General features: G+C 48.1%; 13 protein-coding genes. All 13 read right to left on the reverse strand.

All coding sequences use genetic code 11. The features are described 5' to 3' along the window. Nucleotides 1–284: 284 nt before the first annotated feature. The 13 genes from HMPREF0658_RS08085 to HMPREF0658_RS08145 all read right to left on the reverse strand — a co-directional run bounded on the left by HMPREF0658_RS08085 (nt 285) and on the right by HMPREF0658_RS08145 (nt 16253). Nucleotides 285–623, reverse strand: a complete 339-nt coding sequence (locus HMPREF0658_RS08085; RefSeq protein ID WP_006950051.1) for a DUF2149 domain-containing protein — start codon at nt 621–623, stop codon at nt 285–287. After that, nucleotides 620–1225: a MotA/TolQ/ExbB proton channel family protein gene (locus HMPREF0658_RS08090; protein WP_006950054.1), complete on the reverse strand. Its 606-nt coding sequence runs from the start codon at nt 1223–1225 to the stop codon at nt 620–622. The genes HMPREF0658_RS08085 and HMPREF0658_RS08090 overlap by 4 nt, the downstream gene beginning before the upstream one ends. A 17-nt stretch (nt 1226–1242) precedes the next feature. Further along, nucleotides 1243–1926: a hypothetical protein gene (locus HMPREF0658_RS08095; RefSeq protein ID WP_006950056.1), complete on the reverse strand. Its 684-nt coding sequence runs from the start codon at nt 1924–1926 to the stop codon at nt 1243–1245. 18 nt (nt 1927–1944) lie between these two features. After that, nucleotides 1945–6324, reverse strand: a complete 4380-nt coding sequence (locus tag HMPREF0658_RS08100; RefSeq protein WP_006950057.1) for a cobaltochelatase subunit CobN — start codon at nt 6322–6324, stop codon at nt 1945–1947. A 34-nt stretch (nt 6325–6358) separates the two neighbouring features. Continuing rightward, a complete protein-coding gene (locus tag HMPREF0658_RS08105) occupies nt 6359–8497 on the reverse strand; it encodes a TonB-dependent receptor (protein WP_006950060.1) in 2139 nt (712 codons plus the stop codon). Between the two features lie 4 nt (nt 8498–8501). Beyond that, nucleotides 8502–9164 (reverse strand): HmuY family protein, encoded by a 663-nt coding sequence (locus HMPREF0658_RS08110; protein ID WP_024990857.1) that lies wholly within the window; start codon nt 9162–9164, stop codon nt 8502–8504. 44 nt (nt 9165–9208) lie between these two features. After that, the gene (locus HMPREF0658_RS08115) at nt 9209–10123 is read right to left on the reverse strand and encodes a calycin-like domain-containing protein (protein ID WP_006950063.1); all 915 of its coding nucleotides are present in this window, start codon (nt 10121–10123) and stop codon (nt 9209–9211) included. A 708-nt stretch (nt 10124–10831) separates the two neighbouring features. After that, a complete protein-coding gene (locus HMPREF0658_RS08120) occupies nt 10832–12631 on the reverse strand; it encodes a hypothetical protein (RefSeq protein ID WP_024990858.1) in 1800 nt (599 codons plus the stop codon). A gap of 179 nt (nt 12632–12810) precedes the next feature. Further along, nucleotides 12811–13302 carry a 3'-5' exonuclease gene (locus HMPREF0658_RS08125; protein WP_006950068.1) on the reverse strand — a complete coding sequence of 164 codons (492 nt, stop codon included), beginning with the start codon at nt 13300–13302 and terminating at the stop codon, nt 12811–12813. A 58-nt stretch (nt 13303–13360) separates the two neighbouring features. Continuing rightward, nucleotides 13361–14239, reverse strand: coding sequence for a DMT family transporter (locus HMPREF0658_RS08130; protein WP_006950070.1), 879 nt, complete (start codon nt 14237–14239; stop codon nt 13361–13363). Between the two features lie 22 nt (nt 14240–14261). Next, complete coding sequence (locus HMPREF0658_RS08135) at nt 14262–15095, reverse strand: DNA/RNA non-specific endonuclease (RefSeq protein ID WP_006950072.1); 834 nt, start codon at nt 15093–15095, stop codon at nt 14262–14264. Nucleotides 15096–15122: 27 nt separating this feature from the next. After that, nucleotides 15123–15698, reverse strand: a complete 576-nt coding sequence (locus HMPREF0658_RS08140; protein ID WP_006950074.1) for a chromate transporter — start codon at nt 15696–15698, stop codon at nt 15123–15125. Between the two features lie 6 nt (nt 15699–15704). Beyond that, nucleotides 15705–16253 carry a chromate transporter gene (locus tag HMPREF0658_RS08145; RefSeq protein WP_006950076.1) on the reverse strand — a complete coding sequence of 183 codons (549 nt, stop codon included), beginning with the start codon at nt 16251–16253 and terminating at the stop codon, nt 15705–15707. Between the last annotated feature and the right edge of the window lie 166 nt (nt 16254–16419).

Here is a 16419-nt window from a genome sequence, read left to right on the forward strand (position 1 = left end):
GAACGTTCGTTTCAGAGCTTACATTACACCTCGTACCATTATATTTCGCATTTGAGGCACTGCGCAATCATACGCTGCCAGCACTTACATTGCCCCCATACCATGATAATAAGGTGTTGATGTGACCTGCAAAACGAGTGTTTCAGCACTTGCCTTATACATCGCAGGGCGGCAATAGGGCATCCATGCACCCTATCGTGCAACATTTTCGGAGATTCTCCGTGTCTTTGGTAAACGTTCAAATAGCCATGCGTTATGATAGGAAAGGAAGGAAGACAGTGTGCTTACTCGGGCACATAAATGATTTGTCCGTTTTCCAGCTGGTAAGCAGTGCCTAACCGTTTGCCTTTCGCACCATTGTTATCGGTGGTTTCTCCCGAGGCTTTATACGTGTTTATCTGCTTTCCTTGCTTTGTAATTATCTCCATATTGTCCTTCCCTGGGTTTTTGACCACAGTAAAGTCCTCATTTCCAAAAACCTCGGTCATATTCATGTGCATCACCATGGCCACCATCAGAGAGACGGCAAACACCATGGCCACGTCGAACAGATTGACAACCACGCTCAGCGGGTCGGCATCATCATCTACTAAAAGACGACTACCTCTTCTCCTGCGGCTCATGGGTGTTCCTCCTTTTGATTCAGTATGCGCGCCACGTAGTCGAGGTTGTTTACGTCTTGAGCGAACCATCGTTGTTTCAACTGTAGGGTAAATAGGCCTACGGCACTGATGACCAGACCCACGACCGTTGCGGCAAAGACCACTTGCATGTTGTAGGCCATGCCGGAAATGTCGCCGGTGGAGAGGCCTACCAGTGCAGGGCTCATGGAGATAAGCGTACCGATAAGCCCGAGAACAGGGCCTAACTTGGCCAGCAGGCGTGATAGATTCACCTCCTTGACGGTCTCAGTTTCATATTGGGTGATGAGATAGTCGGTATAGTCCTCATGGTCTTTGCCGTTGTCGAGCATGTCTTTCAGATAACGGACATAAAGGGAGTCGGTCTTCTGCGGCAGGCTTTCCTTGAGGTTTTCGATACCGTCGGGGGTAAGGTCTTTTATGAGATGGTTGAAGCACTGATTGTTTCTGCGGCGCAGCATGAAGCCATTGTAAGTGCCGCCAAGCAGCACAAGGGCGCGCAGAAAGAAGAGAATCAACAAGATGATGTCGGGAATCAGCAGACTGTTGGCTATCCCGAAAAGGGCACGTGATATATATTCCATTGGTTAAATGTATGATTTTATGATTTACGAAAAAGCCATCTGTAACGGCTGAGAAGCCACCCTAAGCCGAAAAGGAGCGCGAAACCGCCCAATGTAAATGCGAGGGCGAGCCAATCGACAGGATGCTCTTTCACGGCGTAGACTATCTTTCCATTCTCTGTCGCTATCAGTCCGAGGATGCAGATAAAGAGCGAAAGCAACAGATGAACCTCCACCCGATGGTCGCGTTCGGGCAGAAGAAAGCGAAAACTCTCGGCGATGAGTGGTAGCAAAAGCACCACCGCGCCGGCAAAAAGCCATGCTGTGAGGCTGAAATCAACACCCACCGCGGCAAAAAGCGTCTGGGTAAGGAGGTAGAATACGAGGGGAAACATGAGCAGCCCCGGGTACCAAAAGAGCACCTTCGCCCACCATTTGTTGCGTATCGTGTGGTCATCGTTTTGCAGATACGTGAGTGTAAAAGCCAAACAAAACACCGATTCGATGGTTACAATAATGGCCATGTTTTGTAAAACAGCGGTATTTTGCAGGTAGTCGGCTATGCGAGTCTTAGATTGGAGCATGGCGTAATCCATGCTCCAATAGGCAAAACCGCCTAAGACAAGGCTGTAAACGATGCGCTGCCACCACTGCCACAGACTGAGTTTCATGACGCAGTTGAGAAAGATGAACAGCAGAAGTACATAGATAATCTGTTCCATGACACGAGGTTAAGTGGCCTATCGCTCGTTTTTACGTTTACGACGGAGAATCAACAGCATGACGATAAAAGCAGCAAAAACCATGGAAACGATGACGACACCGTTGAGTGAAGTACTCGTTTCGGCGGCATCTTCAGCAGCTTCGTCTGTCTCTTTCTTCATCACCATACTCTTACCGTTGGTCTTTCCTTGCGTAGCAACAGTCATCTGCCTGTTACGCTGCAGGTAAGTCTTTGCGCTTGCCGCAGGTGCTTTGCCCGCAATGAAGTCTTGCAGGGGACGGTTGTTTCCCTCGAACGATGAGCCGGAAGGGCCGAAACGCGTAACGAGTTCGGTGTGGAGGGTGGCGATATCGGCCAACTGCTGTGGCGAAGCTTTCCAATAACCCTTGCGGGCAGTCTCCATCATGGTGGCGGTCATCTCTTCCATAGCAGTGGGATTCACCTTTGCAAACTGCTCCTTGATACCGAGGTCGTACTTGTCTTTGACATATACATTGTAGATTTCGTCCCACAACTCCTTGTCGATGTTCCGAGGCTTCATCACGTTCCATCCATAGGTATTTCTCACCATTTCGGCTATTTCATCGGTGGCGTTTTCACCACCGGATAGTGCACGTTTCACGTAAGATGGGTTAAGAATCTTCGTTCGGGCCTCAACGCCGATGGCCTCTTTGCTGTCCTGCATTCTGTAATTGTTGCGATTGCGGTAATCACTGAAGTAAGCCTCGGGGTCTTTGCCCGTCACATGACGCACAGCAAGACTGACTCCACCCATGAACTCATATACATGATCGAGACTCAACGCGCCCCATGTGTTGTTCTGACGTGGCTGAACAACGACATCTGTGCGGGTGAGTGCAGCCCCAAAGGCCTCATGCACATCGTTCATCCAGTGCTCTTCGTCGCCATAAAAGGCTCCCATATTGTTGATATAGGTCTCGGCTATCTGCCGCTCATTTGTCCAACGGTTGCCTTGTTCCACCATACCTTGAATGCCGGTGCCATAGCCTCCGCCTGCGCCCCCAAAGACACGATAGTGCGACAGCTCACGGGCTTCTTTCGGAGAAACACCTTTGTCGATAAGATAGCGTTCCGATGCTTCCACGCCAACTTTCACTTCATTGGTAAACTTGTCGTCGTCTGCCGCAGCTGCCATCTGCACAGCGCGCGTAATCAGAAAGAGACGGGAGGCAGCTAAGTCGCGCAACTGCCCCGAAGTCTGTACCACCACATCGATACGAGGTCTGCCGAGAGCCGACGAAGGAATGAGTTTGATGTCGCTCACACGGCCATATCGGTCTCTCACCGGTTCTACTCCGAGCATGTAAAGCACCTGTGCAATGGTAGCACCACCTGTCTGTATGAACTCGCCCGACCACAGTGTGTAACTTACTTTACGAGGATATTCACCCCGATGCTTTCTCCGATATTCATCGATGGTATTCTTGGCCAAGGCGATACCTTTCTCCCACGCATCCGGGGTAGGAGTCTCTTCGGCATTGATGGCAAAGAGATTTCTACCGGTCGGCAAGGTATTAGGATTGAGGATGAGGTCTCCACCGGGGGAAGGAGCAGTATATCCGCCATTCAAAGCATTGACAAGAGAAGCCAACTCCAAACTCGGACTCTTTACGAGCAGGTCTTTATACTGACCGATGTTTCTCAATGAAGTCTCCACTTCCGTTACTGCATGGGCAAACTCGATATCCTTGGGGTTTAATGCGTCGGTTTCGGTTGCATGCTGCCTGCCCGCTGATGTGTTGCCCATTTGCTTTTTAAGGCCTTCTTCCATCTTCTTCAAGGCTTCAGGGCTGGCTCCCATCTTCTTGGCCACTGCCAACATACGGGTAGGGTCTTTCTTTGCCAGCATCTTGCGCATCTGGTATCTCATGAATTTGGCTATGGGGCTGTTAGACGGAGCAGGCACTTCCATATCCTTATTCTCCATCTTTCCCATCATACCGCCATGGGCTTTACCCTCGTGCTTCTTATCTTTCCTCGATGCCGCCATCATCATGGCCATCATGCCCTTAGGCATATTCTTCTTTTCTTCTATATCATGAGCTTTTTGCAGTTGAGCAGTGGTGAGACCGGTGATGAGCAATAGCTGTCCATCGGTGAGCGATGAGGGATTGGTATAGAAGCGATTCACCAGCGATTCGGCCTTTTTCAGATATAAGGCGTTGAATTTTGCCTTGTGTAAATACAGGTCGGCGGGTGCTTTTCCCTGCTGTTTGTCGAGTGAATAAAGACTATATGCAATGGGATCGACTGTCATAGAGAAAATAGTAGACCGTATATCTTCCTGCGAATAGGGAACTCCCATGACATAAGGCGTGTCCGTTATCTTCTCAGAGGACAATTCTTCGGCATAATCAGCCAATCGTTGTAGGTCTGTATCGTTGTAAACTCTCTTCAAATCGCCATCCAATCCCAAGTCTTTATGTATGCCTAACTGTATGGCAAGCTGCTTGGCTTCCACAGCGAGGGCATGCTTATTGCCCTTGTTATTGAAGTAAGCAGAGAGTTTATCCTCTAAGTTCTTGTAGGTGTTGCGTAGCTCACTCTCGTGAAAAGCCGGTGTAAGATACGACAACAGACCAGCATATGAGCGTCGTTTGGCTATCATTGCCTCACCCACATTATCAATCGTATAATAATAGAAGTGTGGAATTGCGCCCACAAGCCTGTCCGGCCAGTCATTGTTAGACAAGGCCACTTGCTTCTGCGGGGTAAATTCCAGACTGCCATGGGTACCGAAATGCAGCAATGCATCTGCTTTAAATCCGTATTGTATCCAAAGATACGGGGCAATATAGCTATGCGGCGGCACCTTGTCTGTTCCATGAACAATCTTGAAAACGTCCTTCCCTTCACCGGCCAAGGGCTGCGGTATGAGGACGATATTTCCGTATCTGATGCGTGGAAAGGCCAGACGACCATCTGCTGTCTTTAGTTTGTTGTGGTCTCCGGGGAACTTTCCAAACTCCTTATCTACGTCTTCTATCTTTTGTTTGCGCAGGGAGGCGTGCGTCCAGCTGTCGTATTCCTGTTTGGTCACCAGCTGTGGATGCCCTGTTTTCATGTATCGGGCGACATCGCCTTCAGCAAACGAGTTAAATAAAGAACCTTCCCGAGCTATTTGTTGCTTGAATTCAGTGAGTGAAGCCGGTAGTCCCGATAGGTTATAACCTTCTTTTTTAAGGTTTAAAAGTGTGTTATAGAGCGATTGGGCTACATTCATTCCGCTGGCTACAAGATTGCTTTGTCCCGGTCCTTTGAAGTAAACGATGGCCAGCCGCTTGTCTTTGTTCTTCTTGGAGGTAAGGCGCGAATAGTTATTCACAGTCTTGATGAATGTTTCCAAACGTTCGGGAATGGCATACGGATGCAGCAATCCGTTCTTGTCACGTGTGAGACCAAACAGTGCAGTGGTACGTATCGCACCGTCAATCTCGGGCATGACCACGCTTTGCGACAAGAAACCGCCCATCATTCCGCGAGGGTCTTTCTCCCAATCATCGGTCAATGCGTTTACATCCATTGGGTCAAAAAGCAATATATTGTTGGCTTTGAGGTATTGCACAACATCGTCTCCCAACCTTCCATGTGCGCTGTTGATGACCATATCGGGACGTATCTGCCGAATGAAGTCTGCCATATTCATAAACGAAGACACGGGATAAACGTTGTATCCCTCTTTCACCAACGCACGAACGAGGTCTGTGGGGTCGGTTACCGCACCCGAAACAACCACTTTTTTAGCACCTTTCCTGAAAAGGCCGTGCGTCTTCATGTATTTCTCATAGCTGCTTACAGAGGTAAACTCCAGCTCTTCTTCCTCGTCATTGTCTGTAGGGAAGAAGAGATAATCCGAGGGTTTCTGTTCCGGTTTCTCCGGTGTTCCGGTGAAAATAATCTTCCCGTCCACGTTTCTACGTAAGAAACTGAGCAGACTTCGGTTGTTCTTCCGCCTGCCACCCATCATGTATTTCTGTATGAGCGCTGTCTCTTCTACGGTGAAATTGGAAATATCGTTGTCCGGATTGGTGGCCATCATCGTATAGACGGGTACTCCTTCATTGGCTGTCTCTTGTATCTGCTGCCGTTGTTCGGCCGTTATATTGAACCCCATGCCGTTGATGAGCACTACATCGTAATCGTCCAACGACCCCAACTCGTCGGTCTTCACATCATAGAGTTTGATGAACGGGTTATCGTCGGCCTGCGATAAGGCCTGCATCATAACGGGTTGAAAGTTTACAAGTGCGATTTTCGTGCGGCTCAACCATATATGATAGAAGCCCACAAGTAAGCCCACAAACAAGGCTAAGAGTGCGCCTAACCATATTTTTCTATGTTTTTTAAATCCAAGTTTCTGTTTTATCTTCCACATATCATTGTCGTTTTATTGTCGGAATGCCATCTTTTTATAAGTGTTTGAAGAGTTGTTCCAATTCCACGGCTACGCCCACGGTGAACGAGGTGCCTGTGGTGAATGGCGAATTGTATTGGTATACTTTCGGCCGATAGTTGAAAAGATTGTCTATACCCAAAGTAATCTGAACGGCCTGATAGAGCCGTTGCTGCACGATAAGCCTCCAAAGACTGTATGCGGCCGAAGTGGTTTTCCTATAAGTCTTGGTCGCGGTGTCCAACGTACTGTATGTTCCTTCCGACAGATAACGGCCGTTGAGTGTAACACTCATCTCATAGTGTTTGAAAGTCTTTCTGTAATCCACCTGTGCTGTGAATGTATGCGGACGCGAATCAGACGTTATCGGCATGTTATGACGTGTGAACTCGTGGAAATAGGCGTAAGAGAGTTTTGCTCCGAAACCGCACGAATAGCGTGCCACCACTGTGGCATCTACGCTGGCAAGGCTGGTTCCTTCCACATTGTAGTAGGCCATTGCGCCCTTTCCTGCATCCAAGGCAGGGTTCCAGATGGTAGATATTTCGTTGTCCAAGATATTGTAATACCCTGTCAGTGTGAAGCAATAATTGCGATGAACGTATTCCGCGGAGGTCGAAAAGCTGTTGCTCGTTTCTGCTTTCAGGTCTTTATTACCATATATATAGAATACATTTGCCATATTGAAATTCATGTACATCTCTTTCAGAGTAGGCGCTCTGAAACCTCTGGAATAAGACCCGCGCACTTTTAAGTTGTTCAACGAATACATTCCCGCTATTTTCGGTGTCAGTTGCCACCCATAACCCGAGAAGTAATCGCTGCGCAAACCGGCCACGATATTCCAATGATGAGCGATATTCCAGTCAGCTTGTGCAAAGATATCGGTCGAGAATTGTCTGTGTGATCCCCCATTCACGAACTGATAGGTTTGCAGATAATTGGCCATCATATCTCCGCCCATCGTCAGCGAGAGGTCTTTGTCGAAGGCATGGGTATAGAGTGCGCGCAGGGAGTTTTGCACATTTTTATAGTTGAGTATGTCTTTTTTCGTAACAGGATAGAAGTCACTTTTATCGTATCTATCAAAGTTATAAGACACATCGAGCACGTCTTTCTCGCTCAATGTACCTGCAAAGCGTAGCCCTCCGAGGAAGTCTCTCGAGCGGTCTTTACTATACGCCGACACGTTGCGCTCATGGAAATAATAGCCGGCCTTACCCGTCAACGATGTCTTGTCCGACCACTTGTAGACCAATTTGTCCTTAAAGTTCCACTGTCGGTTGCCATACACTTGTGTGCTGTCTGCACGCCCTTTATCAAAAGCGGTATAAGATTTCATCCGGTCGGTCTGTATGTTCAGCAGGTTGGAGAACCGCCCTGTGCGCGACCCTACCTCTGCTCCGTGGCGTTGTGTACCGTATTTGCTCTCGAAATGAGTATTGAGGTGAACGGTCAGCGGGTCAGCTGCCGACTTTGTAATGATATTGATGACTGCCCCCACGGCATTGGAACCATATAATGCGGAGGCTGCTCCTTTCACGATTTCGATACGCTCGATGTTGTCTACATTCAATCTTCTGTAGTCCACATTGTCGAGTGTCTCACCGGCAAGACGCTCCCCATCGACGAGGAAAAGCAACGAGAGACCGCTCAATCCCTGCATTTTCAACACTTCCTGACGGTTCATGGCATACGAATACTCTATGCCCGGAAGCTCTGCTTCCAGTACATCTCGGATATTCGTGGCATCGAGCTTCCGTATATCGGCAGCCGTTATTACCCGTGTTACCACAGGAGTATTGGCCAGCGTCTTCTTCGTCATGGTGCCGGTCACTGTGACCGCACCTAAGTTGATGAGGTCTTCTTTCATATACATTTTTACTTCCGTTGTGGCCGACGATGACACTTTGACGGTACACCGTTCATAACCGATAAGCATAGCCGTAAGCGTATATTCGCCCGAAGGCACGTTGAGCGTGAATCGCCCCTCTTTGTCTGCCTGCGTGGCATATTTCTTTCCCTCGGTCATCACATAGGCAAAAGGCACGGGCTTGTTGCCATCTGTTACCACGATGCCGTGTATCGGGTCGGCGAAAGTCCGCATTGAAAAGAAGAGCAGAACTGCAAACAGCGGTAAAAGTCTTTTATTCATGGTATCAATCCTTGAATTTTACGGGATAGATATAATCAAAGGAAATGTATCCTTTGATGTTGTATTTGTTGGGATTGGCAAACCCTGTGAAGCGAATCGCTGCTATCGTCTTGTCTTTCATCAGCAGGAGATACACTTTCTCGGAGGGCTTGTAAGCAGGAGGCATTGTGCTCATATTTACATCGAGCCATTTCCCTAACTCTTTGTTCTTTGGCGTATTCGCATAAATCACTTTGCCTTGCATCATGCCGGACATATCTACGATGATGCGGTCTGCAACATCGGGCTTGAACGAAGCATCCGACGGACGTGCATAGGTGCCGTTTCCGGCGTCGCGTCGGAAAGCCTCCAAATCTGCGTAGGAAGTTTCCAATGCCGCACCGCCATTGGTTTTGCAGTCGTAGCGGTGCAATGCGAAGTGCCATTCGGCAGGTATATCAGCCGTGTTGTCATAGAGAAGGGTTTTCTGCGACCCGTTTTTCAGGTTGAGATATACCCAGTTGGTGTACTCTGTGGCATTGATGTTGGTGTACGTATTGTCCTTTTTGTGCTGCGAGGGGTCGCCCTCGGAGGGGTCGTCATAGATGTTATCACACGACAGGAACGATAATACAATCGTCCCTGTCATGATGGATAAACATAGCGACTGTAAGAGGTTTCGTCTCATAGTCGGTATTGATGTTTTGTGATTCGTTGGTGAAAACTCAGCGGTTAGTTAGCAAAGAACTGCTCAAAAGCCTGTAACACATCCTCGCGAACAGACTGCGGAGAGGGAGACTGCGGGGTTCCGAGCTTGAAGACCATGTTCAATCCGCCCATCACTGCCGGTGCCGTAAAGGTAAGTTCCGCAGCTTTCTTGGTCGTACTGATGGTTCCTTTCAGCGTGCAGTCATACTCTTTCTTAGGAGCAGAGCCCATTCCCATGAGCGATTTGCCTGTTCCTTCGAGTTCGTAGTTAGCATCTTTCTGGGTGATTTTCACGTTATCAATCGTGCTTATACCAAAGGTCTTTCCGTCTAATACCACCTTTGCGGTCTTGTTGTCTGCATTGGCCGTTATCGATACGGTAACGTCTTTCTCGGTCATGCCGGCAAACATTGCGGAGGAAGCTGTGAGATAGCCTTTATAGACATCGGCCACGAGCATCGGTAAAGGTGCCGAGCCGTTGTTTACCGTTATCTCCAATCCGCCCATTGCAGCAGGAACGGTAAAGATAAGGCTGTAGGTTTTCTTGTCTTTACTGATGCTTCCTTTCACGTTGCAATCGTATTCAGTAGCAGCACCGCCACCATGCGGAGCAATGGAAGCCTTGCCCATGCCTGCTAAAATGTATTGGTTGTCTTTCAGTACAAAGGTGGCCGAGGGGATGGTCATTGTGCCGAAAACGCCCATAGAGGCATAAACAATCTTTACGGTACCATCGGCATTGGCTGTTATCTGTATTTTTTGATTATCCAATGCCATACCCGAAGGCATGTATTTGAATGTGGCTTTAGCCCAACCTTGATAGGTTCCCTCAGGAGAACCGGTTGTAACGGGGTCGTCTTTGTCGTCGCCGCATGCGGTAAATGTGAGTACTGCAATCAGGAGAAAGAGGCCTTTCTCCAACCAAGTTAGTTTTTTCATATCGTTCTTATTTTAGTTGTAGGTTTTATTTCGGCACAAAAATACGCGTTTATGGCATACCGCGCAATACCTAAAAACGATTAAATTTCCCCGTACCGGCCGATAAGCATGGCATTCGTCGTTGAGAAAACGAAGACTTGCTTCTCTCTCTTGTTCCCGAAACACTTGTGCAAGAGTGGTATAGAAATGCTGCTGCGCATGGTTCGCCACTTGCCCTGTGTGCGCCGGATACAGGTGTGTGAATCGCTGGTGGACGGCGTTCTTTCCTTCCGATAACAACCTTTTACATACCTATTTATGAGGATAAAGCTTTGTTTCAGGGAGGAAGAGGACGGAGAGAAAGCAAGACACAACTGTCTGCCACTCTGCAACGGGCAGGATATATGTCCATGAATGATGTGTCGAAAAGAAGAGCGGATAAGAGAGAAGGATGCAGAGGAGAGGGATTGTCGTAATCTATTGATATACAACCGCATATAAATGAAAATGAAAAAGCATAGCTTTTAGCGTGTAAAAGCTATGCTTCGAGGGTGTTGAAGCTATGCTATGACAACGTAAAAGCTATGCTTTCACAAAATGAGGGCTAAGCACTTGAATCGGCACAGCAGGGAAAAGGCTTGCTTTGGCCTGTCTTCCATGCGTTTTGTAGCGTGCTTTGTATGCCTCTTCCGGTCTTTTCTTTGCGCTTATTCAGCGTGTATCATTGCCTTATTCGACGGTGATTTTCTGCGTGCCTTGCTGGGTGCGTACCACATAGACACCACGTTGCAACTTGGCTTTCAGTACATCTAAACGGGCAGTCTCTGAGCGCATTATCTCATTTCCGGCAAGGTCGTAGACAACGGCAGGTAGCTCGTCTGCCGACAAAGAATGGATGCCGGTGGCTGTTTGGTTATTCACCGAGAGCACAATGTATTGGTCGGCGGCACCGCGTGACTTGAGTTTGATGAATGCCTGATGAACGCCAATCTTGTCGGAGCGGAACAGTATCTTGAATGAACCCCCGTCTTTGGAGATTTGTTTGGGGTCTACCTTGAACTTGCTGGCATTGGGGCCTCCGACAGTTAGCGTAACCGGTTGGGTCAGGTTCTTAGTAGTAACGGTGATGGCCTCGCTCACATTGTCTTTTCCCGCTATGGCATTCATCGCCAATTCGGTAGCAGAGGGTGTGATGACGGGCAGGTCGGTACGTCCGAAAGATACGTCGTCAATGTAATAGGTGGCAGAGTTGGTAACACCACGCTTGCTCTTAAAGCCGAAGCCAATGAAGAAAACATCGTGGATGGGCTGTCCTTCGAGATTGAGATGGTATTCGTTCCATTCGCCCGACTCATCTTTCGTATCGGGTAGATTGAAGCCGGTGATTTCGTTTTTATATATGTCGCCGTCTTTGATATCCATATAGTATATCTTGAACTCATCGGTTTGGTTGTCTTGCAGGTAGTCTCCTCGCACACGAAGGGTGAGCATTTTTGACTTGGCATTTACGAAATCGAGCGGCGGAGTGACAAGCATCATCTCGCAGGGTGTCTCTTCTCCCTGTTCCACCTTTGAGTCGAAAGGTGTTACTTTGGCCATACTTTCATTGGGAAGCGGGTCGTAAGATGGGGAGACAAAGCCCCACCAAGCTCGTTTACCCACAACGGCGGAGTTCGTCCAGCCCGTTATTTGCAGTGGTTTATTCTTCGTTACACCATCGAAATGCTCGTTGAGCAATGTCAGCGGGTTAGCATCGGTCAGTTTCAACTCTACGCCTTCTTTCTGTTCTATGCCGGTAGCGGCAGTGGCGTTCCCTACCACCGGAATGCGCTGCGTTACCAATCCATAGGAAGAAACGATGATGGTATCTTTGTATTCTCCTGTCTTCAATGGGGCGAATGTTACCCTAAGATTAGAAGAAATGTTCTTATAAATCGACGAAGTGCTCACGCGGAAAGCCTTCTTTTGTGCCATTGTGATATACACATTGTCAGCCATGTGGGTGGAAGTGACCTTTATGGTCTGCTCGGTGGTTTTCTTTTCTTCACATGTAAAGAGTGAGAGCGTGTTGGAAGTTGTCGTTACCGACGGCGGATTAGCAGGGTCATAAGCAACGCCCTCAAGGTGTATTAACTGCGATTGCTCAGGTATTGAGGTACAATCGATTGCTAATGTTGCCTTGTGCACATTGACTGTTGTAGGTACATAGGTAACGGTGACGTCGGTTTCGCTTGTTCCGGGTTCGATTTTCGCAGGCGAAACAGCGAATTGCGACGCATGTTTTCCACGTAAATCGAAAAGCACCGGTGTCGTAATCTGTTCTGCTTTTACATGAATTTTACCAACGATTGTCGTCTCACCGAGCTTTCCTTCAGCCCGTTTGAACTTCTCGTGTTCGATGGTTAATGAGCCACCGCCTGCACGTCTCACAGTGACGGTGCCATCTGTTGCGGCCTGTAACACCGGCGTTGCAGACATCGTCATTGCCAAAAGGCAACCGGCAAATAAAGGTAATAGTCCTTTTTTCATAAGCATTGAATGTTTAAAAGAGTATGATTAAATAGTGTTTTTTGCTAACTTTTATGCTTTTCTTTCCCGTTGTTCTACACTTTTTGCAGATTCTTAGTTGGCAAAGATAAGAAAAAAGTTTTGTATAAAACAAAAGGAAAGATAAAAAACTACGACATAAAGACCGACGATGAATCTTACTACAATATCTTTCTTGCAATCCACGCGCATGCTTCTGCATCAGCCAAAGCGTGATGATGATTCTTCAAATCATAGCCACACTCGGTAGCCACTGTATGAAGTTGATGATTAGACAAATGAGGGAAAGTGCGACGGGCTGCTGTTAGGGTGTCGAAAAAGGAGTAATCAGGGTAATCCATTTGATAAACACGGAACACGGCACGTAGACAGCTCTCGTCAAAACGACTGTTATGTGCTACAAGTGGCAGACCTTCGATGAGTGGTTCTATCTGCTTCCACACCTCGCTAAATACGGGTGCGGCATCCGTATCGGCATGTGTAAGCCCGTGAACTCTCACACACCAGTAGCTGTAATAGTTGGGTTCGGGTTGTATCAGCGAATAAAACGTGTCTGCAACGGCACCGTTTCGCACGATAACAAGGCCTACCGAGCACACACTACTGCGTTCATTGTTGGCTGTTTCAAAGTCTATTGCTGCGAAATCTTTCATTTTTCACCTGTATGTTTATTGTATCTGGATTATCGAAAAGATGGGTGTTGTAGTGAAATCATCCCTTTTTCAAGATAAGCATCAACATGGAGACGAGGATGAGAGCAAAGCCTGCAACGACAGAAAAGGTGAGTGGCTCGCCGAAAACGATGATGCCCACACACATGGCGGTCATGGGTTCAAAGGCACCCAACACAGCTACGCTGGTGCTGTCTATCTGCTTCAACGATTTAATCAGTGTAACATTGCTCACTACTGTGGGAAGCAATCCGAGCAAAAAGAGATGCCATAACGCGGAATAAGAGCCCACCGAGGCTATTCGCCCTTCAGTAAACCATGTGTAAAGGGCGATGATGAGCATGGCGAAAAAGAAGATAAAGAAGTTGAGTTTCAAGGCTCCCATGCGTCGAATCCTTAACATCGGAAAGGCCACCATATAGACAGCATAGCTAAAACCCGAAAGAAGTTCGAGTACCAAGCCCGTCCATGAGCGTACGCCTCCTTGGCTTCCTACCCCCGACAGCATAGCTACGCCGCCCACCGCAAGCCCTATGGCGAGCACCATGCTCAGCGACAAGGATTTGCGAAGAAAGATAACAGAGATAAGAGACGTCCATACGGGGTAAGAGAAGAGCAGCGTGGTGGCGATGCCACTTGGCAGATACTTATATCCTTCGATAAGACTGATGGACGAAACAGCATACAACGACGACAGGAACAGTATGCGAAGAAAGTCGCCGAAATGAATTTTCAGACGCGTATGGTTCAGCATCAGCATGACAAGCATGATGAAGCAACCGAACGAAAACCGATAGATGAGCACTGTGGAGGAGTGCATTCCCTCCTTTAGAACAGGCACGGAAAAGAGCGGAATAAGCCCAAATGATGCCGCAGAGACGATAGCGTTGGTATAGCCTTTTATTCTTTTGTTGTCCATCGGGTAAGTTCTCAACATCCGTTTACTTCAATCCCCACGCCTCCGGGATGAGTTCCCGTTCCACGCGGTCTTCTATTTCATCAGGCAGATTGCAAAAGAAATCGATGCCGGTGCGCTGTTCCAATTCATCGATACTGATGGCATATTGTGCCAACTGTTTGCCGTTCGCCCGCTCGTTCTTGTGTTCCGTCCATATGCCTATCGCCTTGTAAGTGTTTCCTTTCTTGCAAAGCACAGCCATATAGAAGAACTTTGGTATGAGCAGACCTTTCTTTGTGTATCCGTAAGTCTGGCTTTTATGGTCTATGGTAGCAGCTTTTACGACATAGAGGGTGTCTCTGAAGGCCGCGTTATTCCACTTTCTTACCTGTGCTTCGAGCTTACTCCACAGTCCGCCGTTATGCTTCTGATATTGCGGTTGCATGTTACTGAGCAGAAAGGTCTGGTCGTTTTGCTCACGAGAGCAAAGCCTGTCGGCCGAGGGGCACAGATGTCCGCGCGAGAAACCTGAGCCGGCATACTGTGAAAGGGTTGTTCTGTATTCTTTCGGAATAGCTTTATCCTCTCGGAAAGTGTTTGTGCGACGGCCGCTTGTGCAGGTATTGCCGTCGTACATCTCGTAACATGTCCATCGGTTGGCTTTCTTCCGGCAGTTCCACTCTAAGCTGAAATTGATGCCATAGTCAGCCGTTGTATGTACAATGAGCAGATTTTTCCTGCCGCTCTTCAGTTTCGGATATTCCAAACGCAAAGCGCGCGGGTCTTCATTCTTGTTTTTGTTGGCCGGCATAAGGTCTTTACCTGTTGCGGCAAGCGCGATGCTGAAGCAAAGAAAGACAGCGGAGATTCGTTTCATGACCCGGGTATCAAAGGGTTATAGCTATCAGTACAGAAGCAGCAGGCCGGCAAAGGCGGCATAGACAATCATGCGAATCGGGTTTACTTTCACCACTTTCGTACCGAAAAAGGTTGCAGCAAACAGGGCGATACTTATCCAAAACTGCCACGGATTGTCCACCGGCGAGCCGAAATTCTCGGCATTCATGAGCAGCAACGTTGCTGCGGCAAGCAGTCCCACCACAGTAGGGCGCAGCCCGTTGAACACCGATTGCACTACAGGCGTGTTCATATATTTCATAAACATCTTGCTGATAAGAATCATCAAGATAAGCGATGGCAGCACCAGAGCAAAGGTGGCTATCGCGCTTCCCATAACAGCGGCAAGCGTATTGGCACTTTCGTTGTACACGGTCGTATAGCCGCAATAGGTAGCGGAGTTGATGCCGATGGGGCCTGGGGTCATCTGGCTGATGGCCACAATATTGGTAAATTCGGCCGATGTCATCCATTTGTGATGTAGCACCACTTCCGTTTGTATGAGCGAAAGCATGCCATAGCCACCTCCGAAGCCGAAGAGGCCGATTTGAAAGAATGTGATAAAGAGTTTCAAATATATCATAACGCGTCAGGATTCCGTGGGTTTTACGAACTTTCCATACAGGTATCCACCTGCGGCAGCTGCCAGAATCATATAAATAGGGTTCACACCCATGAGCCAGATGAGTAGCGCACAGAGGATGGGAATCCAGCAATTCATGAGCGAAATCTTTGCACTTTTGGCCAGATTGAATGTGGGCACGGCGATGAGGGCTACCACGGCGGGACGTATGCCGCGGAATATCGACTCTACCACAGCATTGTCTTGGAATCTATGAAAGAACATCGCGATGAACAAAATGATGAGAAAAGAGGGCAACGCGGTACCGAAACTCGTGCAGACAGCTCCTTTGAGTTTCCGCAGTTTGTAGCCTATGAAGATGCTGATATTGATAGCGAAGACCCCCGGACAGCTCTGCGCAACGGCGATAAGGTCGATAAACTCCTCTTTGTTGAGCCACTTGTGGCGGTCTACCACTTCGCTTTCAATAATAGGTATCATAGCATATCCGCCGCCAAGGGTGAATGCGCCAATCTTGAAAAAGGTTTTAAAACTCTGCCAATAGATATTGTTCATTGTTTCCGGTTCATGTTTTGAAAGCGTGGTTCCTCGGGGATGACGAAAGGCGGGTTGTATTCCGTTTTTGTCATTGCTAAGCTTTTAGCGTGTAAAAGCATAGCTCTGACAGCCTAAAAGGATAGCTTTAAGCGTGTAAAAGCACAGCTTCTCCCATCGTCTTGCT

The organism is Hoylesella marshii DSM 16973 = JCM 13450, assembly GCF_000146675.1.
GTDB lineage: Bacteria > Bacteroidota > Bacteroidia > Bacteroidales > Bacteroidaceae > Prevotella > Prevotella marshii.